Here is a 24,105-nt window from a genome sequence, read left to right as displayed (position 1 = left end):
TAATTGTCGGAGTGGAATAAGAAGTCTATGATCTGAGAAATATGAATTTCAGCCCAAGCCCTCCGGCTGCGCCTAAAGCCAGGCTAACCCAGGGCGAGACCGTAATGACAGGAAACAGATTATCAAGGAAGGCGCCGGCAAAGATGACGACAACGGCTATAGCAATGTAGATGCCAAGAGCCTTGATATTAAAGGTTCGGGGCCCTGGTGCGTCATTCTCGGACAGGGAAGACATCCAGCGCATCAGCAGCTCCATCAGCACAATAGAGCCCAGGCCTACGAGAATCAGCGTAAATACACTGAGCTTGCTGAACAGGTCCGCAGAGCTTCCGCTCCATTTCACAATAAGCCCGCCGACGGCCAGCACGGAGAACATCAGGGTTAATGCCGTCCAGGCAATCATCAGATAATAGTTCAGTTTGCTGCGTTCAGGCCGTGCGGGAACACTGCCCATAATGTCCTTGAAATAATCCTCCGGGTTCTCCCCGAAGATCTGTTTGGCGTCTCTGCCCTTACTCTGGCCCTGCAGCAGCAGACGGGCAGCTTCAAGCAGCAGCTCCTCTGCCCGGATCCGCTCTACCCGGCTGGCCCGCATGGCCAGAATCATATCCTCAAAGTAAGAACGGTTAAATGGTGTCATCTGCTCGCGTAAGGCATTATTTTCCTTAATCATAGCTTTAACTTTCATAGCCTTATTATAAACCTCCAGGTATCGGGTAAGCACAAAAGCCTTCAATCTAGAGTATACGTTTGCCCGGCTGCTGTGTGCAAGGACAACCCTCTGCCTGGTATGAATAATCTATTTTGGAAGAGTAAACACTAAACTTGTGATTAGCTTCACAAATCGGGCTACAAGGAAGGGGCAGGTAACGTTATGGGTTATGAGGACAAAAAACAGGCAGGGACATTTAGCGGTGACGGCGTCGCGCCTGCAGAGAACAGCGGAGTCGGCGATTGGGGAGGCTCTGACGGCTACAGTCTATGGGATGCGGCAGCCCAGGACACGGTAACAGGCTTCGAGGATTGGGAAGGACGTCAGGAGACCCACGATATGTTTCACAGCAGCTACGAGTGAGTATAGCAGCGTAATCTTCAGCCTCTTTGTGCTCAATAGAGCGGAAGAGGTTTTTTTAGTGCATGCCGGCGTCTCCCGCTTCACTGAATACATTCTTGTCTGGCGGCTGCATTAGTGTAATACTGTTGACAAAAGGACTAGGGAAAGTATAATAAAGATATTAATCATACTAAGTTAATCGGAATAATAATATATTGGGACGGCGTTTCTTTAAGAGGAGGATACAGCAATGGAGCGGAATATTGTAATCCGGTATGAACAGGAAGAGCTTACTGCGAGCATACATTATCCATCACGGGAAAAGGGAGCCACGGGACGCTGCAAGGACCGGGTACCGCTGGCCGTTATCTGCCACGGGTTCGTAGGCAACCGGATCGGTGTGGACCGGATCTTTGTTAAGGCTGCGCGCGAGCTGGCCCGGGACGGTTACATGGTCATCCGCTTTGACTATGCAGGCTGCGGCGAGAGCAGCGGGAATTACGGCAGCCAGGACATCGAGTCGCTGATTGCCCAGACCCGTGCAGTGCTGGATTACGGAATCGGTGCTGCAGATATTGACCCGCAGCGTGTTACACTGATCGGCCACAGCCTGGGCGGGGCAGTAGCCCTTCTGACGGCCGTCCGTGACCGCCGGGTTAAGAATCTGGTGTTATGGGCCGCGGTCGGCTATCCGTTCAATGATATTGTGAAGATCGTAGGCAGGGATGCCTATGACCGCTCTGTCAAGGAAGGCGCAGCTGATTATGCCGGCTATTCCTTTACTCCGGTGTATTTCAATTCCCTGGCGGCCTTCCAGCCGTTCCAGGAGGCGGGTAAATTCAGCGGGGATGTGCTGGTTATCCACGGAACCTCTGATGATGTCATTCCTGTGGATTATGCATTCCTGTACCAGAAGCTGTTCTGGACCCGCCCGGAGGGGCGCTGCGACAAGGAGATTATTTTCCAGGCTGACCATACCTTCTCGTCCGGACCGGCGCAGGAGCAGGTGCTGAAGCGGACTAAGGAATGGATGGACCAGCAGGAGCATTTGCAGCAGGAATGGCAGAACTGGATGATCTAGTATGCTGTTCGCATTCCGCGCCGATTAGCGGTAGAATAAAGGGGCAGACCATATACTGGGTTATGGAGGTAGGCTCCTATGAAATTACCGGCATTTTTCATTGCGCACGGCTCACCGCTACTTGCACTGGAGGATAACGAATACACCCGTTTTCTGGAGCGCCTTGGCCAGGATCTGGGGAAGCCCCGGGGCATCGTAGTTTTCTCTGCACATTGGGATAGTCCAGAACAACTGATTACAGTAGATGCACAGCATGAAGCGCAGCATGATTTCTATGGATTTCCGGAAGAGATGTATTCGCTCTCCTATCCGGCCCCAGGTGATCCTGCGTTAAGCAGCCGGATTTCCGAGCTTTTCAGTAAAGGGAATCTTCCGCACCAGCCGGTTCTGGGCCGGGGGCTCGACCATGGCGTGTGGGTCATCCTCAGCAAAATGTTCCCGCTGGCCGATATTCCGGTCGTGGCCTTATCCGTTGATTCTCTGCGTTCACCCAAGGAGCAATATAAGATCGGACAGATGCTTGCTCCGCTGCGCGAGGAAGGAATTCTGCTGCTGGGCAGCGGCGGACTTGTCCATAATCTGCGGATGCTGAAGGAGGATGACCAGCCTGAGCCGTGGGCACTGGAGTTTGACGCCTGGCTGGCTGAAGGACTGCAGAATTGGGATCTGCCCTCACTGTTCGCCTATGAGAAGAAGGCGCCGCATGTGCGGGCCGCCGTTCCGTCTTATGGCAAGGAGCATTTCGTCCCGCTGTTCTATATCATGGGAACTGCTGATACCGGCAGGCAGGCGCAGCTGATGATTCAGGCCTATCAGTACGGAACCTTAAGCCTGAATTGCTGGATGGTCGATTAACGTTAAATAAAATTAGCTTAGGATACAGCCGATATAGAGGCTGTATCCTTTTTTGTGTCTCCATCAAGACAAAGGGGACGGGCTGTGCTTAAATGGAAGAAGATATCCAAAATCCCCCTCCGTCCCTATCCCTATATTTATCTAGTATAAGTTTAAAAAAAGATAGCTCAAATCTAAGGAGGTAAGAAGGATATGAAAATAAACCGCAGCTCAACCCGGCTACTCACCGGGCTTATGCTTGCTTCAATGCTGCTCTCCGCCTGCGGAGGCGGGAAGGCAGCGCCGGAGGCTGCTCCGCCGGCAGTGGCGACGGCATCGCCGCAGCCGAGTGAACAGCCCGAGCCTTCGCCGACTACGGCTCCCCCGGTGCGGCAGCTGTCCGGATTAACCGGGCTGCCGGTGCAAGAAGGCAGCCTGACGCGGCCGCTCGCTGTGATGATCAACAACGCGCCGGCCGCCCGGCCGCAATCGGGCATCAGTGAAGCGGATGTCCTCTATGAAGTGCTGGCGGAGGGCGGGATTACACGGCTGATCGCGATTTTTCAGAGCCATATCGGCGTAGTCAAAATCGGCCCGGTCCGCAGCATCCGCCCGTATCTGATCGATCTCGGCGAGAGCTACGGCGCTGTGACGGTGCATGCGGGAGGCAGCCCCGCGGCATATGCCATTCTCCAGCGGCAGAAGAAGGCGGATATGGACGAGATCGGCAACGCCGGCGCTTATTTCTGGCGTGACAAGGAGCGCAAGGCACCACACAATCTGTACAGTAATACAGCCAAGCTGCTGGAAGGGGCGGAGAAGCTGGGCTACTCGGACAGCATAGAGGTTCCTTCCTATGTATTCACCGATCCGGACTATCTGCCGACGGAGGGGACGGCTGCAGCAGAGCTGAAGATCCATTATCTTCTTCAGAGCTATACAGTAGGATATAAATACGACACAGAACGCCGAACCTATGCGCGTCTGGTCAACGGTAAGGTGCATCTGGATCTGAACAATAATAATCGGGTGGAAGCGGCTAATATTATGGTGATTGGGGCAGACCATAAAGTATTGGACGATGTCGGCCGGCTGCAGATTGATGTCGAGCTGGGCGGAGAGGCGCTGCTGTTTCAGCGTGGAACCGTCATCTCAGGCAAGTGGGCGCGGAAGCCGGACGATATGATCCGTTTTGTGAAAACCGATGGAACCGAAGCCTTGATGTATCCGGGAATCAGCCACGTCCTGATCGTGCCGAACAGCCCGTCTTTTGCAAGTCATGTAGAATATACGGCATCAACAATCCCGGAATGAATGTGAACGATAAATGGCGGTTCAAAGAAATGTAATCTAAGTTCGAGGAAAATGTTAATATAGCGTAAAAAAGTTCGCTTTTTTTTCTTCTATCCCCAGTTCGGATATGATAAGATAACAAGGGTTGTCATTCATTTTCATGCTGCTTACATTTTGGATGGCATTCCGGACTCTCACGGCAATTTTATGTAAAGGGGTTTAAAGGAATGAAGTTGAAAAAGAAGGATATTTTCTTTGAGACATTGGAAAATATGGCGGATACAATCGTTCAGTCAGCTGATTACTTCGCTCAGAACATCAGCAGTCTCCGGGGAAATATCGATACTTTCGCTGCGGTGATGAAGAAATACGAATCCCAGTGCGATACTTACACGCACACTGTCATCAAGGAGCTGAACAAGACGTTCATCACTCCGCTCGAACGCGATGACATTATGGATTTGATCACCAGCATGGATGATGTCATGGACGGTCTTGAGGCCTCTGCTTCACGTTTCTATATGTACAACCTGCTGGATGCTGATGAATATATCGTGCAATTTGCCGAGATTCTCCGCCAGTCTGCCTATGAGATTCAAAAAGCGGTTCATTTACTTTCCCAGAAGAAGCTGCTGGCGATCCGCGAATATACAATCCGCCTGAACGACCTGGAGAACCAGGGTGATGAAGTGCTGCGGATCTGCACCAAACATCTTTTTGAAACAGTCAAGGACCCTATTGAGCTGATCAAGCGCAAAGAGCTCTACGAACGGCTGGAGACGACCACGGATAAATGCGAGGACGTAGCCAACATGCTGGAATCGATCATCATGCGCAACTCATAAGGGGCTCTAGGATATGGAAACATCATTATTCATGCTGGGTTTTGTTATCTTTCTTGCACTGGCCTTTGATTTCATCAACGGCTTCCATGATACAGCGAACGCAATCGCCACCTCCGTCTCGACCCGCGCGCTCAAACCGCGTACCGCTATCATCCTTGCAGCAGTCATGAACTTTGTCGGGGCGCTGATGTTCACAGGGGTAGCCAAAAAAATCGGCGGAAGCATTACCGATCCAACCCTGCTGGATAACGGGATCAATATAGTAGCTGCGACTCTGATAGCGGCCATTATCTGGAACCTGGTCACCTGGTGGTTCGGGATTCCATCCTCCTCCTCACATGCCCTGATCGGCGCTTTGGCCGGCGCGGTGTATGTCGGAGCAGGCTCCGACCACATTAAGTGGGAAGGCTTTATTGAGATTGTAGAGGGGCTTATTTTCTCCCCACTGATCGCTTTTGTGATCGGTTATATTGTAATGACGATTCTTAAATGGGTATTTGCCAAGCGCAGTCCGCATACCGTCAACAAAGGCTTCCGCTCGATGCAGGTCATAACGGCTGCACTGCAGTCCTTTACACACGGTACGAATGATGCCCAGAAAGCGATGGGGATTATTACCTTCGCGCTCGTGACTTCGGGACGCCTGGATACGATGGAGGTTCCGCTGTGGGTTAAGATTGCAGCTGCAACGTCCATGGCCCTTGGTACCTCGATCGGCGGCTGGAAGATCATCAAGACGATGGGTACGAAGATTTTCAAGATCGAGCCGATCAACGGCTTCGCAGCGGACATGTCTGCCGCATCCGTTATTTTTACCGCTACCTTACTGCACCTGCCGGTCAGCTCGACGCATGCCATTACCTCGGCGATTCTCGGCGTAGGTTCGGCCAAACGTTTCTCTGCCGTTAAATGGGGAGTTGCCGGACGGATCATCGTTACCTGGTTTATTACCATTCCGATCAGTGCAGTGCTGGCCGGATTGATCTGCAAGCTTTTCTTCTAAAAAGAACGGTACTTAAGATGTCATGGAGGCCACGAACGGCTGCTGACATCTTTTTTTGTTGTACAGATTTTTGTAAATGGGAAGTGAGGAAGAAGACACCGCGGGGTGTCTTTTTTGCTTTACAAGAGAAAAGGTCACAAAAAGTCACACCGTTTCGATAAAAAACATTAATTGGGGCAAAAAGAAAATGAAATATCTCACTTTCAGAAAAGAAAATGACATGAAATTTTACAGTAAATCGTAGGATAATGTAGGATTCGGTAGTCTTCACAGTAAGGTGTGTTTTAAGTGTTACCATAGCTGACAAATAGCAGCTTGCAGAATCTTGTAACTTTAGAAGCTTGTAAAGGAGGACTGTCGTTGATTGATTTTCATCAGGTAGAGAAGCATTACGGGCATTTCCATGTGCTGAAGAATATTGACCTGCATGTTAGTGAGGGGGAAGTAGTCGTTGTAGTCGGCCCTTCGGGGTCCGGTAAAAGCACGATGCTGCGCTGCATCAACCGGCTGGAGACGATAACCAGCGGCGGACTGACTGTTGACGGAATAACGGTAAATGAGCGCAAGACGGATATCAACAAGCTGCGCAAGGAGATCGGAATGGTGTTCCAGCATTTCAATCTGTATCCGCACAAAAAGGTCATCGACAACATTACCCTGGCACCCATAAAGGTACTTGGCCAATCCAAGGCTGAAGCGGAGAAAACCGCCATGTATTATCTGGAGAAGGTCGGGATTGCTGATAAGGCACAATCATATCCGTCCCAGCTGTCCGGCGGACAGCAGCAGCGCGTCGCTATTGCCCGGGGGCTGGCGATGAAGCCGAAGATTATGCTGTTCGATGAACCGACCTCGGCGCTTGATCCGGAAATGGTCGGAGAAGTGCTGGATGTTATGCGTGCGCTGGCCCGCGAGGGAATGACGATGGTGGTCGTGACACATGAAATGGGCTTTGCCAAAGAGGTTGCTGACCGGGTGATCTTTATGGATCAGGGGCAAATTGTGGAGGAGGCGGCACCCGCAGAATTCTTCGCCAGTCCCAAGGAAGAACGGACACGTACGTTTCTCAGCCGTGTGTTAAGCCATTAACCAAATATACAGATTACGGGAGGAAGAGAAATGATCAAGATCAAGAGCATCAAATGGGTAAGCCTGCTGCTGGTTGCTGCACTATTCGTCATTGCCGGCTGCGGCAATAACAACAACGCCGGAAATTCCGCTGCGTCGGGCGGCAATGCTGCCGGGGAATCCACAGATTCTGCAGCAATCGCCAAAATCAAGGAACGCGGCAAGCTGCTGGTCGGTGTGAAGTACGATACCCGGCTGTTCGGGCTTAAAGACCCTGCTTCCGGCAATGTGGAAGGCTTCGATATCGATATTTCCAAGGCGATTGCGAGGCACATCCTGGGTGACGAAAATGCGATTGAGCTGAAGGAAGTAACATCCAAGACGCGCATTCCGATGCTGAACAACGGCGAGATTGACATGGTTGTTGCTACAATGACCATCACAGAAGAGCGCAAGAAGGAAGTAGACTTCTCCGACGTATACTTCCAGGCCGGCCAGTCCCTCCTGGTTAAAAAGGGCAGCCCGATCACCGGACTTGAAAGTGTAACGAAGGATACGAAGATTCTCGGCTCCAAGGGCGCCACTTCGATCAAGAATATCAAAGAAAAGGTTCCGGGCGTAACCGTGCTGGAATTCGATAACTACCAGGATGCATTCGCAGCCCTGAAAGCCGGCCAGGGGGATGCGCTGACTACGGATGATGCGATCCTCTACGGAATGGCAGCTCAGGATGACGGCTACGAGGTTGTAGGCGAGCCGTTCACCGATGAGCCGTACGGCATAGCCGTACAAAAAGGAAACACCGATGTTGTTCAGGCCATTAATGATACACTGGCTGAACTGAAGGCTAACGGCGAATACGATGCCATTTATACGAAGTGGATCGGTAAAGCTCCGGCGAAATAAGTCTGACAGCGTCCTGCCTATAGGAATCTGCGAAACGGTACCCGGCCTGAACAAGGACGGCTCTGCCGTTTCTTCTTGTAAACAGGGAGAGGCATCAGGTACGGAACGGATAAGCACTAACTATTATTTTGCAGGCAAGGGTAGGTGAGAGTGATGGATTTTTCGATATTAACGGATTATTTCAGCCTGTATCTGGAGGGCTTCTGGGGAACTGTGCTGTCCAGTGTGCTGGCGCTGATCGGCAGCTTTGTGCTCGGTGCCATTATCGCCGTCTTCCGCATCACGACGGTCAAGGGGCTGCGCTGGTTCGGAACGGGTTATGTTGAATTTGTACGCAATATTCCGCTTCTGCTCGTAGTGTACGTGTTCTATTACGGGCCATCGGCAATCGGCTTTACGCTCGACGGGTTCACGGCAGGGACAATCGGACTCGCGGTATATACCTCGGCATTCATTGCCGAAGCCATCCGTGCCGGTATTATGGCTGTCCCCAAGGGCCAGATGGAGGCGGCGCGTTCGTCCGGCCTGAGCTATATCCAGACAATGACGAATGTGATTTTGCCGCAGGCCATCAAGCTTGTAATACCGCCGCTGGGCAACCAGTTCATTAACCTGATTAAAAACTCATCCGTATTAACGATTGTCGCCGGATTCGACCTGATGTACTTCGCGGACAGCATTTCCACGGAGACGTACCGCACGTTCGATACTTATATTTTTGTAGCGGTATTCTATCTGGTGCTCACTGTGCCGCTAAGCTATGGCGTACGGGTATGGGAGCGCAGATTGCAGCGTAAGTACTAGAACGAAAGCACCTGAGGAGGGATAGTATGGATTTTGCCGGTGCATTTTCGCCCGCTAATTTAGGCTTTTTGATGGACGGCCTGTATATCACGCTGATTGTGGCGTTTGTGTCGATTATTCTGAGCTTTGTCATCGGCGTAGTTGTCGGTGTAATCCGCTACGCGGAGGTTCCGGTGCTCTCACCGGTCATGTTCTTTCTGGTGGAGCTGATCCGTAACCTGCCGCTGCTGCTGATCATATTCTTCGTGCGCTTCGCGCTGCCGGAGGTCGGAATCAAGATGGGGCTGATCTCTGCCGCGATTGCCGCCCTGACGGTGTTCGAAGCTGCGATGATTGCCGAGATTGTGCGCGGGGGATTGAACGCAGTTGATAAAGGCCAGATTGAAGCCGCTCGCTCGTCCGGTCTCAGCAGCTTCCAGACCCTGTGGCATATCGTGCTTCCGCAGGGGCTGCGGCATATGGTGCCGCCGCTGGTCAGCCAGTTCATCTCGCTGCTCAAGGATACGTCGCTGGCGACGATCGTCGCGCTGCCGGAGCTGATGCATAATGCGAAGATTGTTATGGGCCAGAAGGAGAGCTATACCATTCCGATTCTGATCATGGTGGCCCTGATGTATTTCGTTGTCAATTATCTGCTGTCGCTGATTTCCAAGCGGCTGGAGCATAAAACAGCATAATTTCCGGAAAAAGCATGTCAGGTATATAAAAGAAATCAAGGTTATGGTAGTATAGTTGACAACATCATAAGCAGGAGTAGTGTTGATGGGACAATCTATACTCAAAAACAGAGCTGTACAGATATTCATGGCAGCTTTTGGTACAGCGATAGCCGGAGAATTCAAAATTAATCCGTTTGACGGCGATGTTTTCCGGATTGCATTAGGCAGCAGCGCGTTTCTGCTGTTTTTGCTTTTAATGAGGCATCTGCCTTATATTACGACAGGGATTGTAACGGGAATAGTGGTCCTGTTGTTCCGCACCGGGATGGATGCTATTGGAGGCAGCGGAGCTTCGGCTATTGAGAGCCTGACTATCCATTTCTCGGCCATGGTTTATTATATTGTATTTGCTTTGCTGATGAATCTGATCAAAAGCCGGATCGATACGTTCCATCCGCTCGTATTGGGCGGGGCAGCAGCCGTAATTGATCTTCTGTCGAACGAAATGGAGCTGCTCACCCGGCTGATTGTGCTGGACTCGGCCTCCTTCCGGCTGAATGAATGGACGTTTCTGATGGCGATTGCCGTCATCCGCACCTATTTTACAACCGGGGTATACAGCAGTATCTCCGTCAGCCAGCTGCGGGTTAAGCAGCGCGAGCAGAACCGGCGGATGGAGCAGATGCTTAGCTTCAGCTCAGGGCTGTATGGTGAGGTCTTTTATCTCGAAAAATCAATTGGTACCCTGGAGCGTGTCACGTTAAGCAGCTACGATCTGTACCGCAGCCTTAAAGCCGAGGAAGCGATGCAGCCTTACAGCCGCCAGGTGCTCGATATTACGCAGCAGATCCATGAAGTGAAGAAGGATTCACAGCGCATTCTGGCAGGGCTGGTGAAGCTGGTGGACCGTGAGGTGACCGGTGATCTCCCGCTGTCTGTCATCATGAGGTTTACTATGAAGAGCAATGCCAAATACGCAGAAATGCTGGGCAAACAGATTCAGTTCTCGCTGAATATGACCTCTGACTATACTACCGCCAGCTATACTCCCCTGTTGACTCTGCTTGGTAATCTTACAGCTAATGCGGTTGAAGTGATAAAAGGGAAAGGCAGCATCAATCTGGATGTGCATGAAGAAGGGGATTATACCGTCTTTACCGTGACTGACAGCGGCGGCGGTATTAAGGAGCGTGACCGTGAGCTGCTGTTTGAGCCGGGCTTTACGACCAAGTTCGATCAGGAAGGCGTGGCGGCTACGGGAATCGGGCTGTCACATGTGCAGGATATTGTCGATTTATTCGCCGGGCAGATCACCGTTGAGCCAGTCTCGGAGCTCGGAGGGGCCAGGTTCCAGATTAAATTGCCGGCAAGCGGGCTGCGGAAGGAGGAGTAGGGGATGCCATTATCTTTTTGTATTGTGGATGACGATGCAACGGCCAGAAGAATGCTGCAGCATATTATCGAAGACAGCGGGCTTGGAGAAGTGGTTGGCACAGCCGAAGGCGGCCAGGACGGCGTACGCCTGATTCTGGAGGAGCGTCCCGACATCGTGCTGATGGATCTGCTTATGCCGGATCAGGACGGCATTGAGACAATCGATTCCCTGCAGGCCCAGGGCTGCCGCTCCAAGTTCGTGATGATCTCGCAGATCGAGAACGGTGATTTGGTCGGCCGTGCCTACCGCAGCGGCATAGAGTTCTTCATCCGTAAGCCGATCAACAAAATCGAGGTCGAATCGGTGCTGCATAAGGTGAATGAGCGCTATGCGATCAACCGCTATCTGGATGAGATCAAGTCAAGCCTTGGCAAGCTGGAGGGACTGCAGTTCGGAATGGCGCAGACGGCGGTAAACAAACGGACCGTGAAGGAGATTGTCCAGCCGATTCTGATGAATATGGGCATGATCTCCGAGGGCGGCAGCCGTGATATCATCCTGATGATGGAGCTGGTGGCGGCCAGAGAGGATAACCGCACACTTCCCCCGCTCAAAGAGCTGTACGAGATGGCCGCAGCCACTTATAAATCCTCACCCGCAGAGGCTGCCAAGGAAGTGAAGGCGATTGAGCAGCGGCTGCGCCGCGCCCTGTCCGCGGGGCTGGCCAACCTGGCTTCAATCGGCCTGACTGATTACGGCAATCCGAAGTTCGAGCACTATGCGCCGCTCTATTTCGACTTCGAGGAGGTCCGGCTGAAGATGAAGGAGATCGAGCTGGGCCGGGATTCCGGCAAGGTGAAGGTCAACATCAAGAAGTTCCTGCAGGTGCTGCACCTGGAGCTGCTGGAGGGCTTGGGGCGTTGAGAGACGGATGATATGTGTGCTATTTAATTGGAAAAACGTCACTTCATTTCGCCGAAATGGCCTCCAGCGCGGTAAACAGCCGGAATTAGATAGCGTTTTTCCACCTAACTGACGTAATGGCCGGGGAATACTGAAATGAAGTGGCGAAAATCCAACTAGCTGCTGAGGATGCCTTGCATAAGCATACGACAAGGGGATGGAACCGCTCGCCTTACAATTAACTCTTCTCCGAAGCATATGTGTGTCACGGCCATCCTTCAATGCAACAGGCTATTCCAATCCCCCCTCGGAACCGCTGAACAGCGGGCTGAGGGTTGTTTTTTATGCGAAGAAGTCTGGTCCAATCTGTAATTTGGGCGGAGGCTGCCTCATGCTGTACAATAGTAGCATTAGAGCGCTGCAGCACTTGGAAGCAGGAGTAAACGGAGGTCTCATTCATGATACGTACACTGGCGGTAACCCATCAGGGGGAGGTGCTGACCGGCTTGCCGCTTGAAGGCATTGTGATGGCTGATTATGCCTGGATTTGGGCGGATTTCGACGCACCGACAACGGAAGAGACAAGGCTGCTGGACAGCTATTTTCACTTTCATCCCCTGGCCATTGAGGACTGCATGCACACCCTGCAGCGGCCGAAGCTGGATTATTATGAGGACGTGCAGTTTTTTGTGCTGCATGCACTCAATGAGCAGACTCTGGAGGCGGAGGAGGTAGACCTGTTCCTGAGTCCAAGCTTTCTCGTCTCCTACCACCACCAGCATAAGCCGGAAATGGACGAGGCCTGGGAGCTGGTGCAGGCGGAAATCCACAGCCGCAAAGGCTGGTCGGGCGGCCCGGTGGCAGCGGCCTATACGGTGATGGACAAACTGGTCGACCGTTATTTTCCGAGCCTGTACAATCTGGAGGACGAGCTGGCAGATCTGGAGGGCATGGGTGAAAAAGAATCCGTGGAGGAGCTGATGAGCCAGGTCTTCCGGGTGCGCGGACGGCTGCTGAAGCTGCGGCGGACCATTGTGCCGATGCGCGACCTGATGTACCGGATCGTCAACTCCCAGCATGTGCAGAGCAACGGGGAGGAGCGGATCTACTTCGGCGATATCCATGACCATCTGCTGAAGCTGACCGACATGATCGAGGTGGACCGTGAAATGACCGCCGATCTGCGGGACAGCTATATCTCGCTCAACTCCAACCGGATGAATTCGATTATGAAGACGCTGACCGTTATCACCACTGTTTTCATGCCGCTGACGCTGATCGCCGGCATCTACGGGATGAACTTCCGGGTCATGCCGGAGCTTGACTGGACCTACGGGTATCCGGTCATTCTGCTGGTTATGCTGGCGCTTGGGGGAAGCATGTTCCTCTGGTTCCGGCGGAGCGGGTGGTTTAAGTAGCGGCTATCCCCCAAAGCGGGGTTTTTACATGAAAGCTGACTCAGGTACTTTGCGGGGACCCCGGTCTGTACACATGGTAAAAAAAGCTAAACGCCACCGCTAGGAGCGGCGGCGTTTAGCAGAGGATGGAGAGGACTTCCGGCGGTTTTTGGATTTGGACGGAGCTTTGCGGCGCTGCTTGGTCTGGCGTCTTTTTTTGCGTTTGGGCTGATACATGGCGGCATCCTCTTCGGCTGCCAATGAGCCTGAGCCTTTCTTTTTACCAAAAGTGCCCATTACCAGCTTCACCATGGGTGCCATCTGCTGTAAGCCTTCGACCACCTTCTGGACCTTACCCATAGAGCTCACAATGCCGTCGATTCCGCCCATCCGGTCAATAATCCCCTTGATCTGCTCCATGTTGGCCAGGTTGCCGAGATTTCCGAGATTGCCCAGCAGTCCGCCGGCTTTGGGAGCTGCTTCAGCGGCGGCAACAGGCACGGCAAGTGCCGTATTCGCAGCCTCTGTCCCGAGTGCGGGCAGCATTCCGCCTTCAATCGGGGGAGGCTGCTGGACGTAGGAACCGATGCCGGGATAGCCTGACGGAGCATATGAACCGGCTAATGAGCGCCCGTCCCGGCGGGAATGATTATAGTAATGATGAGGCATAACATCACATTCCTTCGTTATTGGTTTGCTATACTGTATGTCATGGGCGAACATAGGGTATAGTCAAACGCCCGGATAACCGGGATAAGAGCGGAAAAGGGCGGATGCCCAGAGGGATGGGGCGGAAGTGAAGAAACCGTGTCCATGCTTGATTTTCAGAGGTTATGTAGTACTATAGTTAAGGCGGTAAATCCTATCAGATGCAGATAAAGTATAATCCAAATTGAATATAAGATGTGCGTCTGGGGTGGACGAATGTCCATCATTTTCGTTCTTTACAGCGTGAAATCGTTAATGCTTGAAAAAACTGCCCCAGTGCAATATAGTAGAGGCAAGATAGTCTTGTTGAATTTACAGCTTTAATGCTTTAAAGCCAGTTTTGGATAATGCTTAATCCGTGAAGATGATGCTGACCAAACTTTTTAGGGGATGATTTACGATGCAGCTTAAGAAGCTAAACGATAAAAGTATTGACCAATTATTCGAAGCCATTTTGACACTTAAAAATATGGAAGAATGTTATGTCTTCTTCGACGATCTGTGCACCGTGAATGAGATTCAGTCCCTGTCACAGCGTCTTGAGGTTGCGCGTATGCTGGGCAAGGGTTCTACATACAATCAGATCGAAGCCGAGACCGGAGCGAGCACAGCCACCATCTCCCGGGTGAAGCGCTGCCTCAATTACGGCAACGACGGCTACAAAATGACGCTGGAACGTCTGGGGCGCTAACATTATGAAGCCGGGCGTTCTAATCATCAGTCACGGCTCCCGGGATACAGCCTGGGTTAAGATTGTCGATGAAGCAGTGAACCAGTTATCGCTTGGAGAGGCGCTGCCGGTGGCGGTGTCTTTTCTCGAGCTGGTGGAAGGCCGCCTGATTCAGGACGGAATAAATGAGCTTGAACATGCAGGGGTCACAGACATTGTTGTGGTCCCCTTGTTTGTTTCATCGGGCAGTACGCATATAGATGAAATAGCATATGCACTGGGCGCAAAGCCTGCGCCGGAGCGCGAGACCGATCTTGAACCGTTCGCCGTGCAGGCGAACATCCACTTCGGCTATCCGGTCGACGACGACCCGGACATTGCCGTTATGCTCTGGGACAAGCTTCGCGGGCTGTCGGCCAACCCGGAGCGGGAGATGATCCTGCTCGTCGGCCACGGCAGCAAGCATGACGGCTTCCGCCAGCGCTGGGAAGCGGGCATCTCCTCCCTGGCCGAGCGGGTGCGCGCTGTCAGCGGTGTAGCAGCGGCAGATTACGGCCTGCTGAGCGTCGGGACGGTGCGGGAGCGGGCGGAATACTGGATAGGGCAGGGCTACGATGTGCTGGTGGCTCCGCTCTTTTTGAGTGAGGGGTATTTTACCAAGGTAGTTCTTCCCGGGCAGCTTCAAGGACTTGCGTATGCCTATAACGGCCGGACGCTGCTGCCGCATCCGCTGCTGCCGCACTGGATTGAACAGCAGGTGCGTGTGATGCTGGAGCAGGTGCGCGGGCAGTAAAGTAACACTTTTTTTGGAATGAAACCGGGTGCTGCCGCATAGATATATTTAGATGGCCTGCTGATGAAGGATGATTGGTATAGCAAAAAAGTTTGGCTGCTTCGCCTCGAACATTGCTTGTAGGGTGCGGAATTGGGTATAATCAGTAAGGTTATCTATTTCTAATACACAGGTGGCGTTCCGGTAATGAAAACTGCGAGATTGATTTATAATCCCACTTCTGGACGGGAAGAAATGAAAAGACGACTCGCCGACATTTTGGAGCGGCTGGATATTGGCGGCATTGAAGCCTCCTGCCATGCCACAACCGGGGAAGGCGATGCTACGGCGGCAGCGGCTGAGGCCGTTGAACGCGGCACCTATGATCTGATCATAGCGGCTGGCGGCGACGGCACCTTAAACGAGGTCATCAACGGGATGGCAGAGAAGCCTAACCGGCCTCCGCTCGGTGTAATGCCGCTGGGTACGACCAATGATTTTGCCCGGGCGATGGGCATTCCGAAGAACTGGGAGGATTCCTGCGATCTGATTCTGCGCCAGGAGTCGCGCCTGATTGACCTCGGCAAAGCCAATGACCGTTATTTCATTAATATAGCCGGCGGCGGACGCCTGACCGAGCTGACATACGAGGTTCCAAGCAGACTGAAGACGATGATGGGCCAGCTTGCTTACTACCTGAAGGGTATTGAGAAAATGGCCAGCCTGTCGCCGCAGGAGCTCTACATCCGCGCGAACGGCCAGGAGCTGATCCATGACGAGTTCATGCTGTTCCTGATCGCCAACACCAACTCCGTCGGCGGCTTCGAGAAGCTCGCTCCGGATGCCCGGATCGACGACGGTCTGTTCGACGTTATTGCAGTCAAGAAGTGTAACCTTGCCGAGTTCGTCCGGCTGGTCACTCTGGCCATCCGCGGGGAGCATCTGCAGGACAAAAAAGTCGTGTACTTCCGTACCGACGCAATGGAGGTTACCTCCCCGGGCTACGTCCAGCTGAACCTGGATGGTGAGCTTGGCGGCACCCTGCCGGGCAGGTTCGAGATTCTGCCGCAGCATCTGCGGATCTTTGCCCAGAATCACTAGGGCAATAGATTGTTAAAGAGCGAGAGAAGATAAAGCTCCACTTGATTCGTGCGGTGGCCCGCAGGGTCAGCTGGAGCTTTTGTAATGTGAATAACACGGTTTGAACTGGTAGATGATACGTCTTAGACCGATAGATAAATATAGGGTTAATTATTAGCATCATTAATAGTGAAGATCATGAAAGAAGTGAGTATATAACAATGAGTAAACACCGCAGCGGACGCCGGGGTGGCAGCCGGGAAGCTTCGGCGCCTGCCGCCGATCTGCCAGTGAGCAAGAATGACGAGGTTATGCTCGATATCATCGGCATGACCCATGAAGGCGAAGGGGTAGGCCGGGTAGAAGGCTTTACCCTCTTTGTGCAGGGCGCCCTGCCCGGTGAGAAGGTGCAGGCCAAGGTCCTTAAGACCAAGAAGCAATATGGCTATGCCAAGCTGCTGAAGCTCGTACAGCCTAGCAGCGACCGCATCGCGCCGCCCTGCGACATCTACGACCAGTGCGGCGGCTGCCAGCTGCAGCACATGGACTACACCGCCCAGCTGGCGTGGAAACGCCAGCTGGTGGTGGACAACCTGCAGCGGATCGGGAAGCTGCAGGTAGCGGGGGCGCCGGGTAGAGGCACGAATGCCGGGAGCGGAGGCGCGGAAGCTGAGAGCAGAAATGTGATAGCCGGGAACGGCGGTCCGGAAGGAGCGGCGGAGCTTGCTGAGGGAGTAGGTGCGAATGCGAGTGGAAGTGCAGAGGCGAGTGCAAGTGCAAGTGCAAATGCAAGTGCAAGTGCCGGGGAGGCGCAGGCTGACGGCATCATCGTCCGCCCAACGCTGGGCATGGACGAGCCTTGGCGCTACCGCAACAAGGCCCAGGTGCCGATCGGCGTCACCGAAGGCGGCCTGGTCGGCGGCTTCTATGCCCGCGGCAGCCACCGGATCGTCGATATGGAGACGTGCCTGATCCAGCACGAGCATAACGACAGCGTCGTAGCTGCGGTGAAGGGCATCGGCAGAGAGCTCGGCATCTCCGCCTATAATGAAGAAACCGGCCGCGGCCTGCTCCGCCACGTCGTCGTGAAGAAAGCCTTCCGCACCGGCGAGATGATGCTCGTCCTTGTAACCAATGGACGCGACATCCCGCACCTGGACGCTTGGCTAGGCAGCATCCGCGAGCAGCTGCCGGATGTAGTCAGCATCTGCCAGAACGTGAATACCCAGCGCACGAACGTGATCTTCGGTAACGAAACCCGTGTCCTATGGGGCAGAGACGTGATCTACGATTACATCGGCGATGTACAGTTCGCGATCTCAGCGCGTTCCTTCTATCAGGTGAATCCGGCACAGACCGAGGTGCTGTACGGCAAAACCGTAGAATACGCCGGACTGACCGGCAAAGAAACCGTCATCGATGCCTACTGCGGCATCGGAACGATCTCCCTGTTCCTGGCACAGCATGCGGCTAAGGTATACGGCGTAGAGATTGTGCCTGAAGCGATTGAAGATGCGCGTGGAAACGCGAAACTTAATAATATGAACAATGTAGTGTTCGAGGTAGGGGCGTCCGAGGACGTCATTCCGAACTGGAAAGAACAGGGCGTCACACCGGACGTAATCGTCGTCGATCCGCCGCGCAAGGGCTGCGATCCGCGACTGCTGGATACGATCCTGCAAATGCAGCCGGAACGCGTAGTGTATGTGTCGTGTAATCCGTCGACACTTGCTCGGGATCTGCGGGTGCTGGAGGACGGCGGGTACAAGACGGTGGAGGTTACACCGGTGGATATGTTCCCGCATACGGTGCATGTGGAGGCTGTTTGTTCCTTGGTTTATAAGGGTTTTTGAGTGCCTGATTCGGCATTGGGGGCAGACTGGGGGCGGAAAAGAGAATCGAATTTGTCTGCCGCAGCCTGGTCTGCGCTTTGCAGGGCGTGGCCATACACATTCATTGTGGTTGAAATATTACCGTGACCTAACCGTTCCGAAATGATCTTGGCATGGACGCCTTGGTTAATGAGCAGCGTGGCAGACGTGTGGCGCAGATCATGGAATCGGATGTAACGGAATCCATTCTTTTTGAGAAACTGACGGAACCAAAGATACGGACGTTCCTGGTGATAGGCTTTACCGTTTAGGTGGCAAAAGAGGAATTTTCGGTCTCCGCCTTCCCAAATGATTTCGTTCCGATCGCGTTCCTTGGCCTGATGCTTTGCGTAATCCTTCAGTTCCTCCAGCACGGAAGCAGGTAGAGAGACTTTGCGTTTGGACCCTTTCGTTTTTGGATCCTTAACGTGAGCATTTCCTTTCGGAGATAAGGCTACACTTTGTTCTACGCTTATGACTCCTGTTTTGAGATCAACATGCTTCCATTCCAATCCAAGCAACTCTCCACGTCGTAAGCCTGTAGTAATCGCCAGAGTGATCATCACGCGCCAGCGGATAGGTTCTTTCTGAAGAGCCTGAAGAAGTTGTTTTACCTCCTGCTCATTGTAGGGGGTATTTTGTTTACTTGTGACTTTTGGCTTTTGCACAGATGCAGCCGGATTATCTTTGATTACTTTCCACTCAACAGCTCGTTTAAAGATGTTTTTAAGAACCCGATGATTAATCTGGATTGTGCCTGACGAAAGCGATTTACCATCTTTTCGGCTTCCTGGTTCAGCAAGCTTCTTCAAAAAGGTCACAATATGCAGGGGCTTTATCTGATCAAGGCGCTGGTGGCCAAAGACAGGGATAATGTGCTTTCTCAAATTAACCTCATACGTGTATAGTGTCTTCTCCTCCAGATGTTCTTTAGCATACTTGTCTCTCCATTCTCCCACAAAGGCATTGAAATTCATTTTCTCCGGCGCGATATATTCCCCTGCTTCGACCTCGATTTTGAACTTAACTAACTCTTCATTTAGGTATGCCTCAAGCTTCTTAACAGACTTAAGTAGTGCCTTGTCGGATACCCGCACAGTTTTATAGCGCCGATCACGAGACCCGTCCAGTTTGTCTCCCAACTCAACAACGAGCCGCCAAGAAGCCTCACCGCGTTTTTCATAGTATGGCATACATCTACCATCCTTTCGGAACGTATGTTCTATTTTAGTGCGTATATTAACAGCCTTTCAGCTGGAGATAGCGAAGGTTATAGGTTAACTTCAACTACGCTTAGTGGATCAAAATAGATAATAAAATTATCGATCGTCGCCAGGATTCCAAATTTCTCTTTGTACCGATCCACAGAAGACTGCAGAAAACCCTCAGTGACATTTAAAAATTCGGCAATCTCGAAGCGTCCTCGCGCTCCGGATCCGTGGGCTTGTACAATAATAGATAGCGGAATGATTCTTTGATAGGCCCATTGCCGGGCTCTTAACTCCTGCTTTCGGTTTCGGATGTCCGATTGATCAAGGATATCTCCCGTTGTCGTCTCGTAGTGGCCGATTTCCTCTGCAAGAATGCAATGCTTCTCCACATCGGACAGGGACTTGTCCAGCCAAATGATCTGATCCTTATACAGCCCTTTGAGCTTGCCGCGCAGGGTTACTTCGTATACATCAATACCCCTTACTTCTGTATCTCTAAGCAGACTTTCATAAGTCAAGGCAGCATCACTCCCCGGCGCGAGGCCCTCTCTTCATTTTGACAAATTGTTTGAATCGTTCGATCTCTTCCAGTTCTTCCTCTGTCCACTCCTCTCCATCATGGTGAGCGGCGATGGTTTCTGGTTCCTTAGAATGGTTATCTCCAAAGGCTTTTTCCACTGAGATACTCGGTCCGTCATAGACAGGGGGCTCTTGACGAGCGTACGCAGATGCTAAAGTTCTGGAATCAATTTTCAATATCTTAGAAAGGCGATCGATTATCTCTCCTTTTTCATAATCCCATGGTGCCGGGGGGAGATTGTCTAAACTTTCAATCATACCTTGTGGGAATTCCATTTCCTTTTCTAAATCTTCCACACTCATATTCAGTTCGGTCAGCCGTCTTTCAATAAGAGAAACTATTGACTTTCCTTGCAAATAATCTACGGTCACTCCAAAGTATGCGGCAATAGCATCAAGTGATTGAATCTGGGGATTACGGGTGGTTCCATCAAGAATTTTAATTAGTGTTGTGTACGGCACACCTGTTAACTTTGCCAACTTATAACGAGAAAGACCCTTCTCTTTCATCAATTCGATAATTTTGTTTGCAATTTCCACTTTTTAGTTTCCTCCATCTTTTTTTATCTAATTTATTACCTTATAAGGTTATATTATTACGAAATACGGTACTAGGTCAAGAATTAAAGAGAAAACATGAGGTAAATGCTGGTTTACTACCTTATTCGGTAGTTTTTAGTCATGGATTTTTACTACCGTATGCGGTAGTATTTGTTCAGGAGGTGATAACAAATGGGGGAAACACTTAAGAAAAATGTGGATGAATTGCTCAAATTAAAAGGGTGGACTCGTTACCGATTGAGTAAAGAAAGCGGAGTATCAATGACCGTTATCTATAACCTAGCTCAGAAGGAATCGGGACCATCAGCGGACACACTTATAAAGATTTCTAATGCTCTTGGGTGTACAGTAGATGCCCTGGTTAGGCCCTGCAGCAGAAAGTGAGGTGTAAATATGACTGCGCTAGAAAAGGCAATCGCCGACATCGTAGCCGTGCATGTTGCAGAAGCGGAGAAGCGGATCCGAGAGAGCTTGGCGCTCACCGATAACCGGACGCTAACCATCCCTGAAGCTTGCGAGTACCTGGCTATGAGTGACTACACGCTCCGTAATCTCTGTAAAACGAAGCGGATTCCCCATCGCACGGTTGGTGCGGAGGGAAGCAAGAATCCCCGGTACCTGTTCAGCTCCGCCAGCCTTGATCAGTGGAAGCGAGAAGAAGAGGAACGGAATTACATCAAGAGAGGAGCAAACGAATGAAGTTGGCAATGCAGTTTGAAGGCAAACACTCCGTACTTACGTTACTGCCTGAAGATGTGAACATTCCATTCAAGGGAGATTTCATTATCAGCGCAAAGGATGTGGCCGCTGTCCTGGAGTATCAGGGCGAGAAAGCAACGGCGAACGTGCTCAAGTTCTGCAAGGAAGAACACATCTATCTTGTATCAGATTCTAACCTTCTGAATCGGAATGTTAGAAAGATTCACAACACTGGCGAAAAATTCATTTCCAATCTTTCATTAAACCGTGTGCTTGGTCAATCTGATCAGCCGAAAGCAATACCATTTCAGGATTGGATATATGAAGACATGCTTCCGTCGGTGCAGAAGACTGGGCAGTACACACTCCCGGGTAGTGAATCGCAACTGCTTCACTTTAAGAAAGAGGCTTACATGGTGGAAGTCACGGCCAATGTGCTACGGCTACCGGAGAGCGGCCGCCTGAAACTGTTAGGCGACTTCAACCATCAGCACGGTCTATCCGTTCCTCTGCCAGGTTATGCCGTGGATGAACCTATTACCGAATCGGCTACCGAGCTTTTGAAGAAGCACGCAGTAGGCATCCAGACAAAAGCATTTAATGTCCTGCTTCTAAACTGCGGCATTCTGGAAGAGAAGGAGCGGCCGTCCAGCAAAGGTGGTATAAAAACCTTTAAATCCTTAACGGATGCAGGACTGGCTTACGGCAAAAACATCATCAGTCCGAATAGTCCTCGGGAAACAGCGCCGCATTATTACCCCGACAAATTTCCTTTCTTGCTTGAAGCTGTCGGGTTGCGAAAGGAGCTCACTAATGCAAATTAACGTTCAGGCCGAGTTGGCCGCAGCACAGGTACATCTGGAGCGCGCCATCAAAGGTATGCTGCAGCAGCGCGAGATCAAGCACGTCCCTGGCTTAGGCCGGGCAAAGCACACCGTGCAGGAGACGCTGACCCAGATTCAACGTGAGGAGGCTGGCCATGTTAGCCACTTCAAAATCGTCTGATCCGGTGTTTGATGCCCTAGCTCACAAGCTGAGCCTGATGCTGTATCGCTGGAGAATTAAAAACGGCAGGCTGATCGTTGCTTATCCGGATGCTGCTATCTGGTGGCTGGACAGGGAAATTGCTGAAATGGAGGCAGGGAAATAGTGTTGCTGTTGCTGCCTTGAGAGGAGGTGAAGATGTGAAGATGAACATGTGTAATGAAGTAGCTGCCTTAATTTCTAAGGCTACGAATGCTTTAGAAACTGAAGATGATGCTGCAGAATTTATTACCTCCATTTGTTCAGGATTAGGTGGATACCTGTTCGTTACGATGGATCCGAAATGTCACGAAGCTCTCGTGGATCAAATGTGTGTGGAGATTAAACAGTCGGCTGTTAACGCTAGTAAGAATCCAGGCATGGTCTTGCTTCAAATGATGAAAGCGACGGCTGGAAGTGAAGAAGAAAAAAGCGACTTCGCGGATCCTACCCCGCAAAATCGCCCGATCAATTAATAATAGTTGAGGCCAGTATACCACTGGCCAGAAGGAGAATCAATATGAAAGCTACTGGAATTGTTCGGAAGGTCGATGAACTGGGCCGTGTTGTTATCCCTATGGAGCTGCGCCGTACCATGCAGATCGGTGAAGGAGAACCAATTGAAATCTTTGTCGATGGTGACAAGATTGTTCTCCGGAAGTATGCTCCGGGCTGCACCCTGTGCGGCAGCGTTACTGATCTGAAACAACTCTCTGGCAAACTGATCTGCACCAGCTGCATCACTGCAGCGATCCGACTGCAGGGGAATGCCTAATGCTGGCCATCCATAAGGTTCACCGGAAACTCGCTGAAGTGGTCGAGATGAACATGGACCAGAACGGAAACCTGTTCATTGGGAAAGTTGAATTGCAGCTGATCCTGAAATTGCTCCGCGAAAATTACAATCTGGTTTACACACTGGATGGTCTGAAAGAGCTTGCCCTTCATGCTTACGAAATGGGTGACATGGATTGGCAGATGGATTTGTGTGCCCAAATTGAAGAGCTGGAGGCTCAAATGATTTAGAAGGGGGCTGCTATTATGCCCAAAGTTATAAAGCTGGCTCAAATCTGCCGGTGCGAAGTCTGCGGCCTGCCTAAGGCCACGAAGCAGATCCGGCAGTGGAACGAACGTAGCGTCTGCACTCATTGCATTTCATCCATATTATCCGAGGAGGAATCATTTTGAAGGGATATAAAGTTTTTAACAAGGACTGGACCTGCCGTGGTTTCCAGTATGCTGTTGGCCAGACATTCACGCATGAAGGAGAAATCGGCCTTTGCGAGGAAGGGCTGCACTTCTGCGGTAAATTGCTGGACTGCTTTGAATACTACCCGTTCAACCCTGAAAACAAGGTCGCTGAAGTGGAAGCGCTGGGCGACATCGAGAACGGCGATGATAAATCCGTTACCAACAAACTTGCCATCATCCGGGAACTGACCTGGGGTGAAGTGTTGGACATGGTGAACACCGGGAAAGGAAATACAGGCCGGGCGAACAGTGGCAACCGGAACAGTGGCGACGGGAACAGTGGCGACGGGAACAGTGGCAACCGGAACAGTGGCGACGGGAACAGTGGCAACCGGAACAGTGGCGACGGGAACAGTGGCTACGGGAACAGTGGCGACGGGAACAGTGGCGACGGGAACAGTGGCAACCGGAACAGTGGCGACGGGAACAGTGGCAACCGGAACAGTGGCGACGGGAAC

General features: G+C 51.7%; 31 protein-coding genes and 2 pseudogenes. 27 read left to right on the top strand and 6 right to left on the bottom strand.

The features are described 5' to 3' along the window. Window positions 1–25: 25 nt before the first annotated feature. A complete protein-coding gene (locus tag M2108_RS26890; RefSeq protein WP_277472437.1) occupies window positions 26–688 on the bottom strand; it encodes a DUF1129 family protein in 663 nt (220 codons plus the stop codon). A gap of 186 nt (window positions 689–874) precedes the next feature. On the opposite strand from M2108_RS26890, the gene M2108_RS26885 reads away from it, so the two are divergent. From M2108_RS26885 to corA, 13 genes are all read left to right on the top strand, one after another. Then, window positions 875–1,075, top strand: coding sequence for a hypothetical protein (locus M2108_RS26885; RefSeq protein WP_277472436.1), 201 nt, complete (start codon window positions 875–877; stop codon window positions 1,073–1,075). Window positions 1,076–1,304: 229 nt separating this feature from the next. Further along, window positions 1,305–2,135: an alpha/beta hydrolase family protein gene (locus tag M2108_RS26880; protein ID WP_277472435.1), complete on the top strand. Its 831-nt coding sequence runs from the start codon at window positions 1,305–1,307 to the stop codon at window positions 2,133–2,135. Window positions 2,136–2,213: 78 nt separating this feature from the next. Continuing rightward, window positions 2,214–2,990, top strand: coding sequence for a DODA-type extradiol aromatic ring-opening family dioxygenase (locus M2108_RS26875; protein WP_277472434.1), 777 nt, complete (start codon window positions 2,214–2,216; stop codon window positions 2,988–2,990). 192 nt (window positions 2,991–3,182) lie between these two features. Continuing rightward, entirely contained in the window at window positions 3,183–4,283 is a 1,101-nt protein-coding gene (locus M2108_RS26870) for a DUF3048 domain-containing protein (RefSeq protein WP_277472433.1), read from the top strand. 206 nt (window positions 4,284–4,489) lie between these two features. Further along, window positions 4,490–5,107, top strand: coding sequence for a DUF47 domain-containing protein (locus M2108_RS26865; protein WP_277472432.1), 618 nt, complete (start codon window positions 4,490–4,492; stop codon window positions 5,105–5,107). Window positions 5,108–5,120: 13 nt separating this feature from the next. Then, window positions 5,121–6,110, top strand: coding sequence for an inorganic phosphate transporter (locus tag M2108_RS26860; protein WP_277472431.1), 990 nt, complete (start codon window positions 5,121–5,123; stop codon window positions 6,108–6,110). 360 nt (window positions 6,111–6,470) lie between these two features. Next, window positions 6,471–7,199: an amino acid ABC transporter ATP-binding protein gene (locus M2108_RS26855; protein WP_277472430.1), complete on the top strand. Its 729-nt coding sequence runs from the start codon at window positions 6,471–6,473 to the stop codon at window positions 7,197–7,199. A 30-nt stretch (window positions 7,200–7,229) separates the two neighbouring features. After that, the gene (locus tag M2108_RS26850; protein WP_277472429.1) at window positions 7,230–8,084 is read left to right on the top strand and encodes a glutamate ABC transporter substrate-binding protein; all 855 of its coding nucleotides are present in this window, start codon (window positions 7,230–7,232) and stop codon (window positions 8,082–8,084) included. 150 nt (window positions 8,085–8,234) lie between these two features. Beyond that, window positions 8,235–8,888, top strand: a complete 654-nt coding sequence (locus M2108_RS26845) for an amino acid ABC transporter permease (RefSeq protein ID WP_277472483.1) — start codon at window positions 8,235–8,237, stop codon at window positions 8,886–8,888. Window positions 8,889–8,914: 26 nt separating this feature from the next. Next, a complete protein-coding gene (locus tag M2108_RS26840) occupies window positions 8,915–9,565 on the top strand; it encodes an amino acid ABC transporter permease (protein WP_277472428.1) in 651 nt (216 codons plus the stop codon). A gap of 85 nt (window positions 9,566–9,650) precedes the next feature. Next, window positions 9,651–10,940: a sensor histidine kinase gene (locus M2108_RS26835; protein WP_277472427.1), complete on the top strand. Its 1,290-nt coding sequence runs from the start codon at window positions 9,651–9,653 to the stop codon at window positions 10,938–10,940. 3 nt (window positions 10,941–10,943) lie between these two features. Then, the gene (locus M2108_RS26830) at window positions 10,944–11,846 is read left to right on the top strand and encodes a response regulator (RefSeq protein ID WP_090716823.1); all 903 of its coding nucleotides are present in this window, start codon (window positions 10,944–10,946) and stop codon (window positions 11,844–11,846) included. A gap of 437 nt (window positions 11,847–12,283) precedes the next feature. Next, window positions 12,284–13,243, top strand: coding sequence for a magnesium/cobalt transporter CorA (corA, locus tag M2108_RS26825; protein WP_277472426.1), 960 nt, complete (start codon window positions 12,284–12,286; stop codon window positions 13,241–13,243). A gap of 99 nt (window positions 13,244–13,342) precedes the next feature. Here the strand turns inward: corA and M2108_RS26820 are convergent, their stop codons facing one another. Next, window positions 13,343–13,891 (bottom strand): tyrosine protein kinase, encoded by a 549-nt coding sequence (locus tag M2108_RS26820; RefSeq protein ID WP_277472425.1) that lies wholly within the window; start codon window positions 13,889–13,891, stop codon window positions 13,343–13,345. A 439-nt stretch (window positions 13,892–14,330) separates the two neighbouring features. Between M2108_RS26820 and M2108_RS26815 the strand changes: the two genes are divergently transcribed. From M2108_RS26815 to rlmD, 4 genes are all read left to right on the top strand, one after another. Continuing rightward, window positions 14,331–14,621 (top strand): YerC/YecD family TrpR-related protein, encoded by a 291-nt coding sequence (locus M2108_RS26815; protein WP_039869680.1) that lies wholly within the window; start codon window positions 14,331–14,333, stop codon window positions 14,619–14,621. A gap of 1 nt (window position 14,622) precedes the next feature. After that, a complete protein-coding gene (locus M2108_RS26810) occupies window positions 14,623–15,393 on the top strand; it encodes a sirohydrochlorin chelatase (protein ID WP_277472481.1) in 771 nt (256 codons plus the stop codon). Window positions 15,394–15,579: 186 nt separating this feature from the next. Beyond that, window positions 15,580–16,473 carry a diacylglycerol kinase gene (locus M2108_RS26805; RefSeq protein WP_277472424.1) on the top strand — a complete coding sequence of 298 codons (894 nt, stop codon included), beginning with the start codon at window positions 15,580–15,582 and terminating at the stop codon, window positions 16,471–16,473. Window positions 16,474–16,673: 200 nt separating this feature from the next. Continuing rightward, window positions 16,674–18,305 carry a 23S rRNA (uracil(1939)-C(5))-methyltransferase RlmD gene (gene rlmD, locus M2108_RS26800; protein WP_277472423.1) on the top strand — a complete coding sequence of 544 codons (1,632 nt, stop codon included), beginning with the start codon at window positions 16,674–16,676 and terminating at the stop codon, window positions 18,303–18,305. Here the strand turns inward: rlmD and M2108_RS26795 are convergent. The 4 genes and pseudogenes from M2108_RS26795 to M2108_RS26780 all read right to left on the bottom strand — a co-directional run. Beyond that, window positions 18,290–19,516 (bottom strand): tyrosine-type recombinase/integrase, encoded by a 1,227-nt coding sequence (locus M2108_RS26795; protein ID WP_277472422.1) that lies wholly within the window; start codon window positions 19,514–19,516, stop codon window positions 18,290–18,292. The two genes, rlmD and M2108_RS26795, sit on opposite strands and share 16 nt — an antisense overlap. 77 nt (window positions 19,517–19,593) lie before the next feature. Then, window positions 19,594–20,052, bottom strand: coding sequence for an ImmA/IrrE family metallo-endopeptidase (locus M2108_RS26790; RefSeq protein ID WP_277472421.1), 459 nt, complete (start codon window positions 20,050–20,052; stop codon window positions 19,594–19,596). Between the two features lie 7 nt (window positions 20,053–20,059). Further along, window positions 20,060–20,176, bottom strand: a pseudogene (locus tag M2108_RS26785) (helix-turn-helix domain-containing protein); the annotation flags it as partial. Between the two features lie 303 nt (window positions 20,177–20,479). Next, a pseudogene (locus tag M2108_RS26780) lies at window positions 20,480–20,653 on the bottom strand (helix-turn-helix domain-containing protein); the annotation flags it as partial. Window positions 20,654–20,845: 192 nt separating this feature from the next. On the opposite strand from M2108_RS26780, the gene M2108_RS26775 reads away from it, so the two are divergent. From M2108_RS26775 to M2108_RS26730, 10 genes are all read left to right on the top strand, one after another. Beyond that, window positions 20,846–21,058 carry a helix-turn-helix transcriptional regulator gene (locus M2108_RS26775; protein ID WP_277472420.1) on the top strand — a complete coding sequence of 71 codons (213 nt, stop codon included), beginning with the start codon at window positions 20,846–20,848 and terminating at the stop codon, window positions 21,056–21,058. A gap of 9 nt (window positions 21,059–21,067) precedes the next feature. Beyond that, window positions 21,068–21,373 (top strand): helix-turn-helix domain-containing protein, encoded by a 306-nt coding sequence (locus M2108_RS26770; RefSeq protein WP_277472419.1) that lies wholly within the window; start codon window positions 21,068–21,070, stop codon window positions 21,371–21,373. Further along, the gene (locus tag M2108_RS26765; protein ID WP_277472417.1) at window positions 21,370–22,197 is read left to right on the top strand and encodes a BRO-N domain-containing protein; all 828 of its coding nucleotides are present in this window, start codon (window positions 21,370–21,372) and stop codon (window positions 22,195–22,197) included. Before M2108_RS26770 ends, M2108_RS26765 begins: the two co-directional genes overlap by 4 nt. After that, window positions 22,187–22,378 (top strand): hypothetical protein, encoded by a 192-nt coding sequence (locus M2108_RS26760; RefSeq protein WP_277472416.1) that lies wholly within the window; start codon window positions 22,187–22,189, stop codon window positions 22,376–22,378. The genes M2108_RS26765 and M2108_RS26760 overlap by 11 nt, the downstream gene beginning before the upstream one ends. Further along, entirely contained in the window at window positions 22,353–22,523 is a 171-nt protein-coding gene (locus M2108_RS26755) for a hypothetical protein (protein WP_277472415.1), read from the top strand. The genes M2108_RS26760 and M2108_RS26755 overlap by 26 nt, the downstream gene beginning before the upstream one ends. A 34-nt stretch (window positions 22,524–22,557) precedes the next feature. Beyond that, window positions 22,558–22,872 carry a hypothetical protein gene (locus M2108_RS26750; protein ID WP_277472414.1) on the top strand — a complete coding sequence of 105 codons (315 nt, stop codon included), beginning with the start codon at window positions 22,558–22,560 and terminating at the stop codon, window positions 22,870–22,872. Window positions 22,873–22,916: 44 nt separating this feature from the next. Then, window positions 22,917–23,171, top strand: a complete 255-nt coding sequence (locus tag M2108_RS26745) for an AbrB/MazE/SpoVT family DNA-binding domain-containing protein (protein ID WP_277472413.1) — start codon at window positions 22,917–22,919, stop codon at window positions 23,169–23,171. Next, complete coding sequence (locus M2108_RS26740; RefSeq protein WP_277472412.1) at window positions 23,171–23,422, top strand: DUF7667 family protein; 252 nt, start codon at window positions 23,171–23,173, stop codon at window positions 23,420–23,422. The genes M2108_RS26745 and M2108_RS26740 overlap by 1 nt, the downstream gene beginning before the upstream one ends. 15 nt (window positions 23,423–23,437) lie before the next feature. Then, window positions 23,438–23,584: a hypothetical protein gene (locus M2108_RS26735; protein WP_277472411.1), complete on the top strand. Its 147-nt coding sequence runs from the start codon at window positions 23,438–23,440 to the stop codon at window positions 23,582–23,584. Continuing rightward, window positions 23,581–24,105: DUF7666 domain-containing protein (locus M2108_RS26730; protein WP_481856952.1), on the top strand; the 525-nt coding region annotated here is incomplete at its 3' end. The genes M2108_RS26735 and M2108_RS26730, both read left to right, overlap by 4 nt.

It is taken from the genome of Paenibacillus sp. PastM-3 (assembly GCF_029893965.1).
Classification (GTDB): Bacteria; Bacillota; Bacilli; order Paenibacillales; family Paenibacillaceae; genus Paenibacillus_AQ.
Note: the sequence above shows the minus strand (reverse complement) of the source record. Positions and strands in the feature narration are given on the sequence as shown.

What these genes read in the sequence shown, in the direction of transcription:
- corA (WP_277472426.1), top strand. Translation starts at nt 12,284, where the DNA reads ATGATACGTACACTGGCGGTAACCCATCAGGGGGAGGTGCTGACCGGC.
- M2108_RS26775 (WP_277472420.1), top strand. Translation starts at nt 20,846, where the DNA reads ATGGGGGAAACACTTAAGAAAAATGTGGATGAATTGCTCAAATTAAAA.
- M2108_RS26755 (WP_277472415.1), top strand. Translation starts at nt 22,353, where the DNA reads ATGTTAGCCACTTCAAAATCGTCTGATCCGGTGTTTGATGCCCTAGCT.
- M2108_RS26815 (WP_039869680.1), top strand. Translation starts at nt 14,331, where the DNA reads ATGCAGCTTAAGAAGCTAAACGATAAAAGTATTGACCAATTATTCGAA.
- M2108_RS26820 (WP_277472425.1), bottom strand. Translation starts at nt 13,891, where the DNA reads ATGCCTCATCATTACTATAATCATTCCCGCCGGGACGGGCGCTCATTA.
- M2108_RS26765 (WP_277472417.1), top strand. Translation starts at nt 21,370, where the DNA reads ATGAAGTTGGCAATGCAGTTTGAAGGCAAACACTCCGTACTTACGTTA.
- M2108_RS26770 (WP_277472419.1), top strand. Translation starts at nt 21,068, where the DNA reads ATGACTGCGCTAGAAAAGGCAATCGCCGACATCGTAGCCGTGCATGTT.
- M2108_RS26795 (WP_277472422.1), bottom strand. Translation starts at nt 19,516, where the DNA reads ATGCCATACTATGAAAAACGCGGTGAGGCTTCTTGGCGGCTCGTTGTT.
- M2108_RS26805 (WP_277472424.1), top strand. Translation starts at nt 15,580, where the DNA reads ATGAAAACTGCGAGATTGATTTATAATCCCACTTCTGGACGGGAAGAA.
- M2108_RS26885 (WP_277472436.1), top strand. Translation starts at nt 875, where the DNA reads ATGGGTTATGAGGACAAAAAACAGGCAGGGACATTTAGCGGTGACGGC.
- M2108_RS26835 (WP_277472427.1), top strand. Translation starts at nt 9,651, where the DNA reads ATGGGACAATCTATACTCAAAAACAGAGCTGTACAGATATTCATGGCA.
- M2108_RS26740 (WP_277472412.1), top strand. Translation starts at nt 23,171, where the DNA reads ATGCTGGCCATCCATAAGGTTCACCGGAAACTCGCTGAAGTGGTCGAG.
- M2108_RS26870 (WP_277472433.1), top strand. Translation starts at nt 3,183, where the DNA reads ATGAAAATAAACCGCAGCTCAACCCGGCTACTCACCGGGCTTATGCTT.
- M2108_RS26880 (WP_277472435.1), top strand. Translation starts at nt 1,305, where the DNA reads ATGGAGCGGAATATTGTAATCCGGTATGAACAGGAAGAGCTTACTGCG.
- M2108_RS26735 (WP_277472411.1), top strand. Translation starts at nt 23,438, where the DNA reads ATGCCCAAAGTTATAAAGCTGGCTCAAATCTGCCGGTGCGAAGTCTGC.
- M2108_RS26875 (WP_277472434.1), top strand. Translation starts at nt 2,214, where the DNA reads ATGAAATTACCGGCATTTTTCATTGCGCACGGCTCACCGCTACTTGCA.
- M2108_RS26840 (WP_277472428.1), top strand. Translation starts at nt 8,915, where the DNA reads ATGGATTTTGCCGGTGCATTTTCGCCCGCTAATTTAGGCTTTTTGATG.
- M2108_RS26745 (WP_277472413.1), top strand. Translation starts at nt 22,917, where the DNA reads ATGAAAGCTACTGGAATTGTTCGGAAGGTCGATGAACTGGGCCGTGTT.
- M2108_RS26760 (WP_277472416.1), top strand. Translation starts at nt 22,187, where the DNA reads ATGCAAATTAACGTTCAGGCCGAGTTGGCCGCAGCACAGGTACATCTG.
- M2108_RS26850 (WP_277472429.1), top strand. Translation starts at nt 7,230, where the DNA reads ATGATCAAGATCAAGAGCATCAAATGGGTAAGCCTGCTGCTGGTTGCT.
- rlmD (WP_277472423.1), top strand. Translation starts at nt 16,674, where the DNA reads ATGAGTAAACACCGCAGCGGACGCCGGGGTGGCAGCCGGGAAGCTTCG.
- M2108_RS26865 (WP_277472432.1), top strand. Translation starts at nt 4,490, where the DNA reads ATGAAGTTGAAAAAGAAGGATATTTTCTTTGAGACATTGGAAAATATG.
- M2108_RS26860 (WP_277472431.1), top strand. Translation starts at nt 5,121, where the DNA reads ATGGAAACATCATTATTCATGCTGGGTTTTGTTATCTTTCTTGCACTG.
- M2108_RS26830 (WP_090716823.1), top strand. Translation starts at nt 10,944, where the DNA reads ATGCCATTATCTTTTTGTATTGTGGATGACGATGCAACGGCCAGAAGA.
- M2108_RS26890 (WP_277472437.1), bottom strand. Translation starts at nt 688, where the DNA reads ATGAAAGTTAAAGCTATGATTAAGGAAAATAATGCCTTACGCGAGCAG.